At 36.7% G+C, this 14,171-nt stretch carries 20 protein-coding genes; 1 reads left to right on the plus strand and 19 read right to left on the minus strand.

Annotation, left to right across the window (positions count from 1 at the left end; translation table 11 throughout):
• The first annotated feature begins 69 nt into the window (after window positions 1-69).
• Window positions 70-753 (plus strand): FadR/GntR family transcriptional regulator, encoded by a 684-nt coding sequence (locus BUC25_RS13045; protein ID WP_073202314.1) that lies wholly within the window; start codon window positions 70-72, stop codon window positions 751-753.
• A 315-nt stretch (window positions 754-1,068) separates the two neighbouring features.
• On the opposite strand, the gene BUC25_RS13050 is transcribed toward BUC25_RS13045, so the two are convergent.
• From BUC25_RS13050 to BUC25_RS13135, 19 genes are all read right to left on the minus strand, one after another.
• Window positions 1,069-2,061, minus strand: a complete 993-nt coding sequence (locus BUC25_RS13050) for an NADPH:quinone oxidoreductase family protein (RefSeq protein WP_073202315.1) — start codon at window positions 2,059-2,061, stop codon at window positions 1,069-1,071.
• Between the two features lie 241 nt (window positions 2,062-2,302).
• Window positions 2,303-4,030: an ABC transporter ATP-binding protein gene (locus BUC25_RS13055; RefSeq protein ID WP_073202316.1), complete on the minus strand. Its 1,728-nt coding sequence runs from the start codon at window positions 4,028-4,030 to the stop codon at window positions 2,303-2,305.
• 342 nt (window positions 4,031-4,372) lie between these two features.
• A complete protein-coding gene (locus BUC25_RS13060; protein WP_073202317.1) occupies window positions 4,373-5,842 on the minus strand; it encodes a hypothetical protein in 1,470 nt (489 codons plus the stop codon).
• A gap of 391 nt (window positions 5,843-6,233) precedes the next feature.
• Window positions 6,234-6,398, minus strand: coding sequence for a GNAT family N-acetyltransferase (locus BUC25_RS19585; protein WP_244535184.1), 165 nt, complete (start codon window positions 6,396-6,398; stop codon window positions 6,234-6,236).
• A 12-nt stretch (window positions 6,399-6,410) separates the two neighbouring features.
• Complete coding sequence (locus BUC25_RS19590) at window positions 6,411-6,716, minus strand: hypothetical protein (RefSeq protein ID WP_244535185.1); 306 nt, start codon at window positions 6,714-6,716, stop codon at window positions 6,411-6,413.
• Between the two features lie 205 nt (window positions 6,717-6,921).
• Complete coding sequence (locus BUC25_RS13070) at window positions 6,922-7,776, minus strand: DegV family protein (protein WP_073202318.1); 855 nt, start codon at window positions 7,774-7,776, stop codon at window positions 6,922-6,924.
• A gap of 196 nt (window positions 7,777-7,972) precedes the next feature.
• Window positions 7,973-8,374, minus strand: coding sequence for a gas vesicle accessory protein GvpU (gene gvpU, locus BUC25_RS13075; protein WP_073202319.1), 402 nt, complete (start codon window positions 8,372-8,374; stop codon window positions 7,973-7,975).
• 5 nt (window positions 8,375-8,379) lie between these two features.
• Window positions 8,380-8,967: a YtxH domain-containing protein gene (gvpT, locus tag BUC25_RS13080; RefSeq protein WP_073202320.1), complete on the minus strand. Its 588-nt coding sequence runs from the start codon at window positions 8,965-8,967 to the stop codon at window positions 8,380-8,382.
• Between the two features lie 18 nt (window positions 8,968-8,985).
• On the minus strand, window positions 8,986-9,297 hold the full coding sequence (locus BUC25_RS13085) for a gas vesicle protein (protein ID WP_073202321.1): 312 nt from the start codon (window positions 9,295-9,297) through the stop codon (window positions 8,986-8,988).
• Between the two features lie 23 nt (window positions 9,298-9,320).
• Window positions 9,321-9,605 carry a gas vesicle protein K gene (locus BUC25_RS13090; protein WP_073202322.1) on the minus strand — a complete coding sequence of 95 codons (285 nt, stop codon included), beginning with the start codon at window positions 9,603-9,605 and terminating at the stop codon, window positions 9,321-9,323.
• Window positions 9,571-9,846 (minus strand): gas vesicle protein, encoded by a 276-nt coding sequence (locus tag BUC25_RS13095; protein ID WP_073202323.1) that lies wholly within the window; start codon window positions 9,844-9,846, stop codon window positions 9,571-9,573. Before BUC25_RS13095 ends, BUC25_RS13090 begins: the two co-directional genes overlap by 35 nt.
• A gap of 10 nt (window positions 9,847-9,856) precedes the next feature.
• On the minus strand, window positions 9,857-10,663 hold the full coding sequence (locus BUC25_RS13100; protein WP_073202324.1) for a GvpL/GvpF family gas vesicle protein: 807 nt from the start codon (window positions 10,661-10,663) through the stop codon (window positions 9,857-9,859).
• Between the two features lie 9 nt (window positions 10,664-10,672).
• A complete protein-coding gene (locus BUC25_RS13105; RefSeq protein WP_073202325.1) occupies window positions 10,673-10,930 on the minus strand; it encodes a gas vesicle protein GvpG in 258 nt (85 codons plus the stop codon).
• A gap of 4 nt (window positions 10,931-10,934) precedes the next feature.
• On the minus strand, window positions 10,935-11,702 hold the full coding sequence (locus BUC25_RS13110; RefSeq protein ID WP_073202326.1) for a GvpL/GvpF family gas vesicle protein: 768 nt from the start codon (window positions 11,700-11,702) through the stop codon (window positions 10,935-10,937).
• 18 nt (window positions 11,703-11,720) lie between these two features.
• Window positions 11,721-12,626 (minus strand): gas vesicle protein GvpN, encoded by a 906-nt coding sequence (gene gvpN, locus BUC25_RS13115; RefSeq protein WP_073202327.1) that lies wholly within the window; start codon window positions 12,624-12,626, stop codon window positions 11,721-11,723.
• A 21-nt stretch (window positions 12,627-12,647) separates the two neighbouring features.
• On the minus strand, window positions 12,648-12,914 hold the full coding sequence (gene gvpO / locus BUC25_RS13120; protein ID WP_073202328.1) for a gas vesicle protein GvpO: 267 nt from the start codon (window positions 12,912-12,914) through the stop codon (window positions 12,648-12,650).
• 49 nt (window positions 12,915-12,963) lie between these two features.
• On the minus strand, window positions 12,964-13,227 hold the full coding sequence (gvpJ, locus tag BUC25_RS13125; RefSeq protein ID WP_073202329.1) for a gas vesicle protein GvpJ: 264 nt from the start codon (window positions 13,225-13,227) through the stop codon (window positions 12,964-12,966).
• A 25-nt stretch (window positions 13,228-13,252) separates the two neighbouring features.
• Window positions 13,253-13,714: a gas vesicle protein GvpQ gene (gvpQ, locus tag BUC25_RS13130; RefSeq protein ID WP_073202330.1), complete on the minus strand. Its 462-nt coding sequence runs from the start codon at window positions 13,712-13,714 to the stop codon at window positions 13,253-13,255.
• Between the two features lie 23 nt (window positions 13,715-13,737).
• Window positions 13,738-14,160 carry a hypothetical protein gene (locus BUC25_RS13135; protein ID WP_073202331.1) on the minus strand — a complete coding sequence of 141 codons (423 nt, stop codon included), beginning with the start codon at window positions 14,158-14,160 and terminating at the stop codon, window positions 13,738-13,740.
• Between the last annotated feature and the right edge of the window lie 11 nt (window positions 14,161-14,171).

A 14,171-nucleotide genomic window follows, 5' to 3' on the forward strand; every position in this document is an offset into this window, starting at 1 on the left:
ATTTTAATCATTGGATAAATAAGCATTGATAGTATACACTTAAAACAAGATTTTTTAGAGGTGAATGGTATGAAACTATTAAAAAAGAAACGACTTTCAGAATTAGTTGCGGATGAAATAAAGAATTATATAAAAAAGCAAAATTTGAAAGAAGGAGATAAGCTTCCTCCCATTTCTTCACTAATTGAGACTTTAGGCATCGGAAGGTCTTCTTTGAGAGAGGCACTGCAGCTTTTAGAAACACAGGGTTATCTGGAAATTTTAAATGGTAAAGGGACCTACGTAAAAAATATTAAACCTTTTCATATTCAGACTGCGTTCGAAATTGAGAATGAACGAAACTTTTTATTAGAAGCTTTAGAAGTAAGAATTGCTTTGGAAGGAAAAGCTGTAGATTTGGCATCAAAAAAAGCTACGCAATCTGATATTGAAAAGATGGAATACCATTTAAAAGAATATATCAGGTGTATTAACAACAATGAGCGAGAGAAAGCGAATCTTTCTGACTCATTATTCCACCAAACTATTTACGAAGCAGCCAAAAATAAGATGTTAAAGAGTATTATTGATTCCGTTTGGGATACCTTTCATCAATTTTGGAATGAGCCATTTGGCATTGAAGATATATTTGATAAGAGCTATCCATATCATGAAGACATGCTAGAAGCAATAAAGGAACAAAACCCTACTAAAGCCTCTGAGGCTTTTTTGAAAATTATGGATTCGGTTAGAACTTCGATTAAGAATATTTAAAAATTATTGTCAAGAAAACTTGAGGAATAGATTAGAGATCAAGTTAAGTTGAAGTTATGAAAATTCCAACCATCGTACAAAACTTTAACACGGATGTAAAAAAGGAAGCTTAAACAAAATTATATATATGAAGGATTATGTGATTCTTATATTTCTCGCAATCTATGTTTATGTTCTACCTTCTAATTTTAGGTCTGATAATAAATCCTTGGAAAATCACATGAACCTTATCTGAGGGGACGTACTAAAAAAACGCACCACTAAAAATTATATGTGGTGCGCTCATCATTCTCTTTTATGATTCAAAAATCCCTATTATAATTTCACAATCATTCTCCCGCTCACTTGCCCTTTTAGCAATTTAGGAAGAACATTAGGAAGCTGTTCCAGGCTTACTTCTTCTGCTATAAACTCTTCCATATTAGCTGGTTTAATATCAGACGCTAGACGCTGCCATGTCTTCACGCGCGTTTCCATCGGACAATTAACAGAATCAATCCCTAGCAGATTAATATTTCTCAAGATAAATGGAATAACACTAGTTGGTAGTTCTGTTCCAGCAGTTAATCCACTAATTGCAGCAGATCCACCATATTGAATTTGAGTTAAAAGAGATGCAAGAGGTTCGCCACCTACAGGGTCAACAGCCCCAGCCCATTTAGGTTTTCTTATAACTTTTATTTCTCCATCGTATACCTCGTCACGAGAAATAATTGTATCTGCTCCAAGTCTTCGCAAATAGTCATGTTCAGATTCTTTACCCGTACTTGCTTCCACTTGATACCCGCGAGAAGCTAGTATTGATACCGCAAAGCTTCCGACACCACCAGTTGCCCCTGTCACAAGTACCTTGCCATTTTCAGGCGTCAGATTGTTTTCTTCCAGACGTTGAACAGATAATGCTGCCGTAAAGCCAGCCGTTCCGATTATCATCGCTTCTTTTAGCGAAAGTCCTTCCGGGAGTGGAACAATCCACTTACCAGGCATACGCGCATATTCACTATACCCGCCGAAATGGGAAACACCGATCTCATAGCTAGTCGCAATGACCTCGTCCCCTTCCTTAAACTGTGGATCATCAGATGAAACAACTACACCTGCTAAATCAATGCCAGGTACGGCAGGATATTCTCTTATAATTTTGCCATCAGGATGTGCAGCAAGGCTATCTTTATAATTTACTCCGGAGTAATGAACCCTGATCAGGACTTCACCCTCTTGTAAATCCCCAAAATTGAGTTCATTAATTTCAACAGAAAATTCTTCATTTTGTTTATTTACTACTAACGCTTTGAATGTATCTGACATTTTTATTCATCCTTTCTAGAATGGAGCGATCAATTTACTTCTTAATTTATTTTATTTTTATCAAAAAATGGTATTTAATTTCTTTCATACACATCCTAGTTCATTTAAATAGCTACTATCAAGAGATCTGCTTGTATATTAAAAGTCACCAAATAGTTTTCAGCAGACACAAGACTATTTGGTAACGAATTACTTCACTTTAACGGCAATTCTCACATTAGCATATTACTAACGATATCATTTACGTCAGTTGCTGTTCAGCGAAGGATCGATACAACGCATGGTTCTCCAAGAGATCCTGATGCGTGCCTTTTCCCGTAATTTCACCTTTCTCGATAAAGATTATTTTATCAGCATCGACAATCGTTGCCAGGCGATGAGCAATGACGAAAGTAGTTCTTCCTTCCATTAATCGATGCAGTGCTTTTTGTACGACTTGTTCGGATTGGCTATCTAAACTGGCCGTTGCCTCATCCAATAATAATAGCTTTGGATTACGTAGAAAGGCACGAGCAATATTGATACGTTGTCGTTGTCCGCCTGATAGCTTTGTACCTCTTTCTCCTACCTCTGTATCTAATCCTTTAGGAAGTTGTTGGATAAATTGCTCGGCATACGCCATTCTGGCAACGATCCATAGCTGCTCATCTGATACTTGATTAGCATTTTCCAACCCATACGTTAAATTCTCACGAATCGTCCCAGACATCATCGAACTCTCTTGCGATACATAACCTAGCTGTGAACGCCAGGACTGTAGTGATAATGCACCTATCGACTCTTCCCCAATCAAAACTTGGCCATTTGTCGGATTGTAATAACGTTCCAGTAGGCCAAAGACTGTAGTTTTCCCTCCCCCACTCGGTCCAGCAAAAGCAATCATTTCTCCTGAAGCTATGGAAAAAGACATGTTTTTGATGATAGGATCGCCTTCTTCATAGGAGAAATCTACCTTATCAAAAGTGATAGGCAAACCTTCAATCGAACGCTCAACTCCTTGCTGCTTTTCTTCTACCTCTTCTTCAAGAATTTCCATAATCCGACCTGTAGCACCTTTTGCCTTTTGGAGCTCGGTAAAAAACATCGCAAAGCTCGTGATCGGAAAGACAATTTGAAACAAATAAAGCAGAAAGGCTACCAATGACCCTGTGGACATCGTTCCTTCCTCTACACGAATTCCTCCATAAGCAATGATAACCACAATTACCAGCATCACGATCATATACATAAAAGGACCAACTACTGAGAATATCCGCGCTTCCTTTAAACCTGTTTTAAGTAGGTTAAAGATACCGTTATTTCCTTTTTGTAACTCTACCTTCTCTGCTGTCGATGACTTCATTAATTTAATTTCACTGACGGTTTGCTGGATTTCCCCTTGAAAAGTAGCTGTCTGATCCTGCAAAGTTCTAGAGACCTTAGACATGCGTGAACCTAGTGGGATCATCACTAGCACTGTTAATGGCACTGCAATTAACATCATCAGTGTCATACGCCAATCCATAATGAATAAAATAATGACCGCACCAAAAATCGAAATGAGTCCGGATATAAATTGCGGAAAATGCTGTGATACCAGATTTTTGACGATCCCAGTATCATTGATTACACGACTGACCGATTCGCCACTTGGCTGCCGATCAAAGTAACGTACAGGTAACCGAATCAGCTTCGACCAGATGATCTCTCGTAAACCAGCAACCACTTTTTGTCCGACATAGGAAAGGGCATAAGCGGAGAAACCATCAATCAATGCATGCAAAACAAAGATCCCCACAATAAGTGCAATAAATCCAAGGCTTATAGAAGTGATAGAAAAACCATCAACCAATTCCCTTGTCAGCAATGGGATGGTTAAACCGACCAAGGTAGTTAATACACTACCTGCTAGACCGATAATTAAGATGAATTTCGGTATTTTCAATGAAAAAATAAGCGATAAAAAGGCTTTAATTGATTGATTTTCCATGAACTTTATTCTCCTTTTACTTACGATTAAAAAACTGTTCTACTATCTGATCTAACCAAACTTCTTCCTTCTTTGTTAAGGGCACATACATAAGTTTATCCAACTCTTCTAAAAAGTGACCCCTGTATATCTGGCGATTTCACTAACCGTAAAGCACAGCTACTGCTCCTATCTCTTATGTTAGCGCATCATTTCACCTCACGTAACGTAATGCGCCAGAGTTTTTATATAATTTGATTTAGAGAGTCTGTGAGATTCAGACTTTCACTAGAAGTGTAAGATTCTGTATTAAACAGCGGAAAAGTCAACTCGTCACTGAGTTGACTTTCTCTCCTAATATTATTATTCGCTTTCTCTTATAATCCCTGTATCCACGTATGTAACTTCACCAGTATGGGCATTTATTTTTTCAATATGGTTGCCCGTTTTCGGAAAGTCAACAAGGTAAGAAAGCGTATAGTATTTGGCATCATCAAGGTATTTAACAGTACGGGATAATTTCATTTCCATTTCACTAAAGAAGCGTTGTTCAGCTTCTTCCATCGTTATAGTGGGTGTGATGCTTAACTGAGAGAGACTGTGTAGTTGTTTGTCACTCAAACTAGCAACAGAACATTCACGAATAGTCCCAGTGTAAATTCCTACATGAACATGCGCCTCATATCCCTCTAATCTTATACCATGATATTCTCGGTAAAAAGTAAACATTGATGTTGGTTCAGGCTCCGGTAACTCCTCCCAATCTTCCTCCTCTATACCTTCTAACTCTTCTTGTTCTATCTCCTCTTCAACCAATTCCTCATCAATTTCAGTTAGATCCATACTTGTGTCATATGGCTCCTCTAGTACATACTTCTCTTGAACATTTCCAACTACTAATTCCAAAAACTCTACTGCTCTCTCCTGCATTTGTTCTAAAGGTAACTCAGAATCATCTTCTTTATGTTCGTATGGAAGATTGGAATAACTAAAATGACCCGTTTCATTGTTATATACGGATATTAAAGCTTCTTCTTCATCTTTATCAACTAGTATCGTTGGATCAATCCAAATTTCGGATCCTTCCTCCCCAACTTTTTTCACCAAGCCATCATGTACCTGTAACATTTCTTCCAGAGTTTCTGTCGGTTTTGTGGCAGCAATACGCTGAACAGGGAGATCTTTCGCATCCATAAATTCATACAACGACTCCACCTTGCCATCCACACCAACTCCCATTAAATCATCGTTGGTACGATTAACGAGTTTCGCATCGCCGTAATCCTCTTCAGCTTCATCAGGAAGATGAATAGAGAGTTGAAGATAGCCAGTTGTTCTTAATCGCTCTTTTGCTTCTTCCTTAGAATATTCATTGGTTGGATACTCGAGTTCAAAGTCTGTTTGACCAATGGTAGCTGATGTTAGCTCCCCATTCCTTGTAAAATGCAAAGTACACCCTGTATGGGGAATAGATAAATCAAGCTTAGGGTCGCGTTCCTCATAGGTTACCATATAATTATTATCCGTAAATTCGTTCAACATGCTAAAATGTACTTCTCTATCAATGAACGTATCAACAAAAAGCTGTGATAGTCTCATCATTTCATCAATGTTTGCAGGTTTATCGCTTATTTGTTCTTCAAGTTCCTCTTCATCTTCATAGAAAGAGTAAGATTCATAACCTTCAAACTGTCCCTCTTCATTTAGTAGAACGATGCCATATTCCTCTTTTGTCACTGCATCAATTACCTGGGAATCAAATTCGCCAATTACTATTTCAATTGAAGGACTGGCTGGTATAAAAGGTTGTAATTTATTGATTAGGTTTTCCATTCGTTCACTCCATTTCATTGTTATTTAAATGAATTTATACATATACGTGTGGCCTTGCAAAGTGGTTACACTTTTTTAAAATAATTATTAATGTTTTAGCATTAAAATATAAATAGATGGTTGCTGATTAAAATGATATTTTCGTTGGCCTATCAATGAAAAGATTGGAGTATATTAGCGTAAGTAGTTCTCTTACCGTGCAAAAATTATCAAATAACATAACAAAGCATATGGCACTCGCATTATTCAAACATTTGATTTAACACAAAAAAATGCTTGGATACATAACGTATCCAAGCATTTTTCTTTGTTTTCATTTATATTGTCTTGTTCAACTAAGCCTCGTTTGTAAAATAAAGACTTTATTTAAGTCACCATCTTGTTACAAAAATTAAATCGTTAAAATCATTATATAGGAGTTCCCATCATAATCATAATCCTTAAAACCTAATTTTTTATAAATATGAATTGCATTACTATTTTCTGGGTCTACACTCAATGATATAGATTTAAAACCATCCATTTTTGCTTGTTCAATAATACTCCTCATTAACATAAAACCTAAACCTCATCCTCTAACCTCTTTATTAACTGCAACCCCCAATTCAGGGGTTTTTGGATTGACATAACCGTAGCCTTTGTTATCGCCATCAAACAATCTATACCATACAGCGCCAACTCGTTCACCCTCCGAATTATGTGCGATCAGTGCCTTATCTCCTTGTCTTCCCCAATCTACATAGTACTTTTTAATATGGGGTAAGCTCAATAATTCTTCTTTTGGTGGTTTGTTTTGAGGGATATGAATGGATTCATATAACATATCCATTAAAAAGTTTACTTCATCCCTTTCCATACCTCTTATATGAAACATTTTTATCCCCGCCCGCAATTTTTTTCTGAATAACTTTTTGAATAAAACACCGAGTTAGTTCAATAAAAATTATCATTAAATTCATTCTTTTCCATGTTCTCGAATGAGTTTAGTATCGTCTTGATATTGTACAAGGGGTCCTTCTTTTATCAACTTCTGAAAAACAATGTCACCTTTCAAGTGCATGCTGAAAAAAATGCTTTTCCTACTCTCTTTCTATGCCAGCGACCCCGAGCCCTCCTGGACCAGCATGAGTAGAAATCATTGCACCTGCTTGTATCCAAGTGATATTTTTAAACCCATTTTCCTTTGCAATATCTGTCACATTCTCCTTGATTGTTTCATCTAAACCAATTGAATAAATGAGATATAATTGCTCTTTATCAAGGTTATATTGGTTGAAATACTCTAGAATAAGTTTCTCGGTAACGACACTCATTTTGCCGCGATATTTCTTAGTAGAAACCAGTTTTCCATCCTTTAATTCAATGCACGGCTTTATTTTTAATAGAGCCCCTCCCAGATAGGCTATATTACTGACTCTTCCACCCGCTTTCAAAAATTCTAAACTACCGGGAACAAAAGCTAGTCTTGATTTTGGAACAATGTACTCAATTTTTTCTACTAATTCTTCTGGTTCGATCGTAGTTTCTTTTTCTAGTAAGTTCACCGCGTACATCACAATTGCCGCTAGTCCTCCGGTGACGTTTAATGCATCAATTAGAAATATATCCTCCAACTCTTCCGTCGCAATCACGGCATTTTGAAAGGAAGACGATGCTTTTGATGTGTAGCCAATATGAACAATAACACACCCCGGATTTTTTGCTTGGATATCCTTAAAAAATTGTTCATATTCATGAATATTAGTCGCTGTAGTAGAAGGTATGTTTTTCGTTTGGTTATAAAATTCATAAATATCCTCCACCGGTAACGAACCATCTAAATAATCTTTGCCATCCATAATAACGTGCATCGGAACCACTTGAATGGGATGCTGTTCAGCAACACCTTGTGGTAAATCTGCTCCACTTTCAGTCGTCAAAATAATTTTTGTCATATTGCTACCTCCTTTCTAATTACTTATTTTTTCATTTCCTACTCTTACTATACATGAATATCGGTTATCTACCAGAAATATATAAAGAGACATGTATAGGGGAAAGCGAATCTGCTGTTTTAGACATCTAGGCAAAAAATAGATCTAATTAGATTAACGACTCTAATTAGATCTATTCATCTGCTCTAGTGCAAGATTATTTAGAACTGCTTGTACTTGAGCTTGATTTTGATTCCGCTATCTTTCCTAGGAAAAAGCCGTCAATATCGCTTAACTTTCCCCTCCAAAGTATATTACCTTTAGAAGGAGTGGATTTACTGTCACCACAATATACTTTTGTACTTTTTAAATGGATAAAGCTTGCTGACTCATTTGTATTTGTTTCAGCCTCTTCACTTGCTTGTACTAATTGTTCACTAATTTTTTTTGATATTTCATTACCATCCTCGAAGGCCTCACTTAATTCTTCAAAGTATTCCTGGGCTGAAATAGTTGTGCCCGAAACAAGAGCTCCATTGACATTTAATGTTATATCTAAATTAAAATCATGTTTATTGGTAGCTTGCACAAAAAAACCAAGAATCGTATCAGCACTCATTGATTTCACTCCTCTTTCTCATCCGATTTTGTGTCATCATTTTTAGAGACAGCTGTATCAGTCGGCTCTGTTTCTTCTGCTTTTTTACTGGTCTTATTGGTTGTTTTATTTCTAGGCTTTTTAGTACTAGTAGATTGCTGACCACTTTGTTTTTTGGCGGTGGTATTTTTTTCTTTCGCTGAAGCAACTTGATTTAATTTCTCTTCAAGTTCTTGTAATCTTTCATGCAATGCCTTGTTTTCTTCCTTCAATTCTAAATAACTCTCTTCGTTTACTACTTCAGTTGTTACCTCCTCATCCGATTTCTCTTGCTCATTTTCATCATCACTAGAGCCTGTTGAATCTTTTACACGTTGATAAGCATTCTGTGTCTTCTGTTTTCCTGCCTCTGTTAACTCAGATACTTTTCCTTTGGTTGCTTTTCCTAGATTCTTGCCCTTTTCTTTCCACTGGGTATCATTTATTCGAGCAATAAGCTTTTTGCTATTTTCGGGTGTTGCGAGATAGCCAATTGTAGCTCCTACTACCCCTCCAGTAATTGTTCTCTTAACTGGGGCTTTTTTGTTTTCGTTCACTGATTGTTCTTCTCTCATTTTTTCACCACTCCTATTTTAATTTTTGGTACTTGTATTGATTGCTTTTTCCAGCTGATTTAATCGTTCATGAAGCTGTTTATTTTCCTCTTCTAATGCCTTGGTGTTTTGATTTGCTTTTGAACTCAGGTAAGGATCCGTTTCCCACCAATCCATACCAATTTCCTTCGCTTTATCTACTGAGGCTACAATTAACCTTATTTTGATCGTTAACAATTCTACATCTGCTATTCCTACAGAAATATCTCCCGCTATCACCACACCTTTGTCCAAAATCTTATCTAATACATCAACAATCGTATTGGACTGAGTTGGATGTTCTACTGGCATAGCCATTCACCTCCAGCTTTTCATTACATCAACTTTCCTAAAGGACCTAGGTCAATATTTAAATCCTCTGCTTCAAGACCAAAAACTTCCTTTAGCTCTTCCATTTTTTCTTCTAGATTCATTAAAGCAACACCTAGGTTCTCTATTTGTTCTTCTGTTAAATTGCCGCCCTCAACTCTTCTCATGGCATGCCGTTCAACTATTTGTCGCAATAGTTCTATCACTGTCATCACAAGCTGTGCAAGTCCTTCTTCGGCATTATCTGGATCGAGATTAATCCGGCCATCTTTCTGATTCGCTGGTTGCATGGGACAGCTCCCTCCTTTGACTGTCAAATTGTTGGGAAGAAATGACACTAGAATCATTTTCACGGGATTCTACAAGTTTTTCTACGGATGAAATCAATACTCGTAAATCTAAATATACGAGGTCGACTCCTGCTATTGAGATAATTAAGTCTCCTTTTATAGCAATTCCTTTTTCTAGGATCACATCTAAAATATCAATTAATGCAATATCCTTGTTTTCGACAGATTCCTTTATCGGCATTACGATTCCCTCACTTCAAATCGGAAAAATGATAGGCAGGCCAAGGACCCGATAATTCTAAGGTGAATCCTCTCTTTTCTAACGACTTTTCTATTTGCAACATTTTATCTTTTAAAAGTTCTACCATCTGTTTACTCAAGAAATACACACTATTCCAGCACATATGCTCCTGTCGGCCTGTCATTTCCTTATTCCAATTTTTCTTAACAGTTGCCTCTATTGCGAACTGATTCAGTTGCTCATGGATCTCTTCACAAATCTGACTCTTTTCCTTTTCCAATTCATCATCTATTAGCCGGTCTATCTTTTTCATTTCGAAAAATCGGCGTCCTGGTGATAGTTGATCAATTTCTTGTTTCTTTGCTTCTATAGCAGGACTATACTGACTTATATCGTCTTTTAACTGCTCATTATCACAGTAGATTTTTAGATTCCACTCTTCTTTTTCTTTCAAATTTTCTAAGACATTTTTCATCTTTTCCTTTTTAGGTTCTACTGTCTGATAGAGTCTGTCTTTATTTTTATAAATGGTACAAAACTGTAAAGGAATTAAGGTGTACTTATTATTAAGATCCATAATGGTATGATGATGATGAAGAGCTTTTTGTTGAAGCCATTCCATATCATTTTCTGTTTTTTCTTGAAGTGCCTTCTCAGAAAACTCCCTTTCATCGAGCCCACACACTACCGCTTCCATGGAATCGACTGGAACCGTATAAATGCTGCCTTTATCATCAAAACCTTTCATTTTTGGTAAAGGGTTACTCTTTGTTTCATTTTCGGGAATAAATCCATACAGATAAATTAGTTGCTCCACTCTCTCACCTCATTTTTTCCTCCTGGCCATGTTTTGCCACTGCTCTATTTCCATCTGCTTAGCATGCTCATAGCGTGCCAACAGCTCCTCTTCCTGTTTCTGATATTCTGCTTCAGGTATTTCTCCTTGTTCATACATCGTTTGTAAGTAAACAAGCTTTCGCTGAATGGTTGAAAGGTCATAGAATTCTTTATCTGCCTCTTCCTTTACCTTCTCTCCAATCTTTGTTAGGACATTGATAGGTCCTGTCGCAATTTTGTGCAACATTTGATTAACTCTCCTCTACTGTCAATCGAATATTAACAAAATTATATGCTGGCCACGGGCCACTGTATTTAAAATCTACTTTATCCTTCCATTTTTCATGGGCTTCGTTGACCAACTGATCAAATACCGTTTCTTTGTTACGATCCACTAAAAAGGATGCGTTAAGTAGCATTTTTTCGCCAACAGGATCATTTATTTTGGATGCTTCGGCACTTGATTCAAGAGGTGTATAAACCTCTTGTTCTATTTCTTTACTAATGGAAGAAAAGATTTCCTGTGCTGCACCACCTAACTGAATCCGTTCATAATATCCTGCATCCTCTGTTTTTCCACGTAGTTGTTCCGTTAACTTCTCTACTTTCTCACTGGCATGGACCTCCGACTTGAGCCAATCTGTTTTTCCGATAACTTTCAATCCTAACTCCATTTTCCCTTTAATTGCGGGAAAAAGCTCTTCTAATTGTGGATAGAGGTTTTCCAGTAAAATCTCTACATCCTCCACTGAGTGAAATACATTTCCAAAGCTGATGGGGATAACCGTGTCTTTTTCTGCCATAACCTTAGAAATCAAGTTCTGATGCATCATCAGATTTTCTTTATCTGGATGATAGATTTTCATTGGGACCTTAACCGCAATCATAGCAGCGTCTTTATAATGTATCGTGAAGGTAGGTCTCTCTTCATTTTCTAACAGAATATTTCCAAAATCTTCTTTTACATCTGTCTGAATTCCACAGAAAATATATATACCATTTTCTTGTTGCTCTGACATAGTCTATACCCCTTTATGTTACGTAGTTTTCTTACATAATTCTCGAATAAGATCATTTGCATCTTCGTAAGTTATCTCAAGACCTTGAACAACGGAATGACTTAACAAATCAATGCACAGCTGCTGAAAATCCTGATTTGATCCCTTGATGGGTATGTCATCATTTTTCGCTATCTTTGTAATTTGAATAGATAGTCTAAGGCTTGGATTTCCTTTTCTTTTGCCAAATTCTTTTCGCAGATCCTGAACCAAATTCGATATAATATGAGCTTCATTCTTTTCTACACCTAACTTTTCCCTTAAAATAAGTGCTTCTTGCTCCTTATTCTTATATCCCACATGTAAAGTTATCAATCTATCTAATAAGGCATCTTGTGTTTGGTAGACACCCGCATATTCATCAGGATTACTGGTAAATATCACCTTAAACTTAGGGTGTACCTTCACATACGGACGTTTAGACTTCAGCCCATATAAAGGCAGTACTCCTTCTTCCAAAACCGATAGAAAGATATTATTTGTTGCTGGGCTTGAACGGGAAAATTCATCATAAATGAGTGTATATCCTTTCTTGACCGCTTCAAGTAGACGACCATCTATCCAAGATTCTGTTACAGTTTCGTCTTTCTTATAGACAGACCTGACATATTGATCCACTACTTTTGAACTCGTATAGCCACTAAAACTGCCTATTAAATCTTTGTTATCCAATTCATGATTACCATGCATCACCATAACTGGTCGTTTTAGTTTATTTGCTAATGCTATAGCTATTGAGGTCTTACCTGAACCAGAGGGTCCTGTAAAGTGGACAGGATATCCTGTTTTAACATACCTTAAAGATCTGGATAGGAGTGATTTCGTCAACTCATCTTGAATAAAAGCATTATTGTTTGTTGTGATTCTTTCACTTAAAACAGTCATCTCCTCTTCCCTCCATCAACTCTAACCCTCTACTCCGACCGCACTTCTGTAACGAAGCTCTAGTCTCTTATACGAGGTAATTTCTTTATCTTTATCTAGTAAAACTTCATATGTTCCCAGCATTTCATCCTTTGCATATTTCTTCATATACTCTTTTTCTTCCAGCACTTCAATTTGCACTCTCCAACCACCTTCTTCAAGTGTTTCTACTGAAGTAATTTTATGTGGGAGGGCTATATTCTCTTGAAAGAAATCTTTAACATTTTTCATTATTTCTTTGATTTCCATGTGTTACCTCCTCTGAATGTGAAAGTGAGGGCTATAGAAGCCCTCCACTCTAAAAGCTAAAAGGCGTTTCACTTCGTTCATTTTGCTGTGAAGGTAATCCTTCTTCTTCCACTTCATCTCTTAAGAGACCAACAGCTTCGGCATAACGCAACCATGTGTCGACACTTGCGATAACCACCCGCGCCTCCACCGTTAATATTTCAATTCCTACCACTGAGACTCTTGCAAATGCATCAATTACTATACCTTTGTCTAAAATTCTATCAATTACTTCTGCTAGACTTGAACTATCTGTCGTTTTTTGAATAGCCATAGTTAATTCTCCTTTAATAAAAATTTTAAGAGCCTATTTTTTTAATATCCTTAGATGATTTAATGCTTGTAGAACTTTTTATGTCACTTGCTCCTTTAATATCCATAGAGCTCTTAATATGTTGAATACCTTTGACATTCTGATAGCTTTTTACCTTATTACTTTTATTACTTGAGGAAATCTCTTCCTGAAAGTTTGTCCCTGCCTTTTTCACCTTTGCTAATTTTTCTCGCACGGATAATAATACATCTTGCACCTTCTCTTTTGCTTCTTCTGCATTACCATGCACTTCTTTGGCATTTTGGTTCTTTGTTTCTTTCAAATTAGTAGAGGCTTGTTCTGCTTTATCTTGTACTTTCTCCTCTATTTTTTCTGTTGCCATTTCTTTCATTTTATCAATTGCCTTTTCTTTTAAAGGCTCAGGTGATTTTTCAAAAGCTTTTTCTGCTGCTTTTTTAGCCGTTTTTTTAATAGGTTTATATTTCATTGCATCCTCCTTTAATCTTTCGGCTAATCATTGACACTGAGAAGCTCATCTAACTTTTTCTCTATTTGATCTAAACGTTGATGAATTTGCTTATTTTCCTGTTTCACCACTTCATATTGAGAGTCTTCCTCCATTTCTTTATGCTCTGATTCATTGGAAGACATACCCGTAAGTCGTATTTTTGCTCTATTCAAGTAATCAGGTGCTGCTTGTTGAACAACTGCCATCGTCTGATGGGTAATGAGCTGTTGTACATTTCTACCTAACTCTTTGGCAATTAATTGTCCAGTTTCTGAGTGTTGAACGCTCCGGTAAAGCTTTTGAGCAGTTCCTGGATTCGATAATAATCCAACACCAGCTCCTACAACTCCACCCATTAAGATATATCCCATCGAATTTTGACTACTGTTCTGATCATTTGATTGTTGAATCTCTTGTTCTGCCATAAGGAACCTCC

This window comes from Gracilibacillus kekensis, assembly GCF_900143085.1.
In the GTDB taxonomy this organism is placed as follows: domain Bacteria; phylum Bacillota; class Bacilli; order Bacillales; family Amphibacillaceae; genus Gracilibacillus; species Gracilibacillus kekensis.

Coding starts and splice junctions, on each gene's coding strand:
- BUC25_RS13045 (WP_073202314.1), top strand. CDS start 70: ATGAAACTATTAAAAAAGAAACGACTTTCAGAATTAGTTGCGGATGAA.
- BUC25_RS13050 (WP_073202315.1), bottom strand. CDS start 2,061: ATGTCAGATACATTCAAAGCGTTAGTAGTAAATAAACAAAATGAAGAA.
- BUC25_RS13055 (WP_073202316.1), bottom strand. CDS start 4,030: ATGGAAAATCAATCAATTAAAGCCTTTTTATCGCTTATTTTTTCATTG.
- BUC25_RS13060 (WP_073202317.1), bottom strand. CDS start 5,842: ATGGAAAACCTAATCAATAAATTACAACCTTTTATACCAGCCAGTCCT.
- BUC25_RS19585 (WP_244535184.1), bottom strand. CDS start 6,398: ATGTTAATGAGGAGTATTATTGAACAAGCAAAAATGGATGGTTTTAAA.
- BUC25_RS19590 (WP_244535185.1), bottom strand. CDS start 6,716: ATGTTTCATATAAGAGGTATGGAAAGGGATGAAGTAAACTTTTTAATG.
- BUC25_RS13070 (WP_073202318.1), bottom strand. CDS start 7,776: ATGACAAAAATTATTTTGACGACTGAAAGTGGAGCAGATTTACCACAA.
- gvpU (WP_073202319.1), bottom strand. CDS start 8,374: ATGAGTGCTGATACGATTCTTGGTTTTTTTGTGCAAGCTACCAATAAA.
- gvpT (WP_073202320.1), bottom strand. CDS start 8,967: ATGAGAGAAGAACAATCAGTGAACGAAAACAAAAAAGCCCCAGTTAAG.
- BUC25_RS13085 (WP_073202321.1), bottom strand. CDS start 9,297: ATGCCAGTAGAACATCCAACTCAGTCCAATACGATTGTTGATGTATTA.
- BUC25_RS13090 (WP_073202322.1), bottom strand. CDS start 9,605: ATGCAACCAGCGAATCAGAAAGATGGCCGGATTAATCTCGATCCAGAT.
- BUC25_RS13095 (WP_073202323.1), bottom strand. CDS start 9,846: ATGCCGATAAAGGAATCTGTCGAAAACAAGGATATTGCATTAATTGAT.
- BUC25_RS13105 (WP_073202325.1), bottom strand. CDS start 10,930: ATGTTGCACAAAATTGCGACAGGACCTATCAATGTCCTAACAAAGATT.
- BUC25_RS13110 (WP_073202326.1), bottom strand. CDS start 11,702: ATGTCAGAGCAACAAGAAAATGGTATATATATTTTCTGTGGAATTCAG.
- gvpN (WP_073202327.1), bottom strand. CDS start 12,626: ATGACTGTTTTAAGTGAAAGAATCACAACAAACAATAATGCTTTTATT.
- gvpO (WP_073202328.1), bottom strand. CDS start 12,914: ATGGAAATCAAAGAAATAATGAAAAATGTTAAAGATTTCTTTCAAGAG.
- gvpJ (WP_073202329.1), bottom strand. CDS start 13,227: ATGGCTATTCAAAAAACGACAGATAGTTCAAGTCTAGCAGAAGTAATT.
- gvpQ (WP_073202330.1), bottom strand. CDS start 13,714: ATGAAATATAAACCTATTAAAAAAACGGCTAAAAAAGCAGCAGAAAAA.
- BUC25_RS13135 (WP_073202331.1), bottom strand. CDS start 14,160: ATGGCAGAACAAGAGATTCAACAATCAAATGATCAGAACAGTAGTCAA.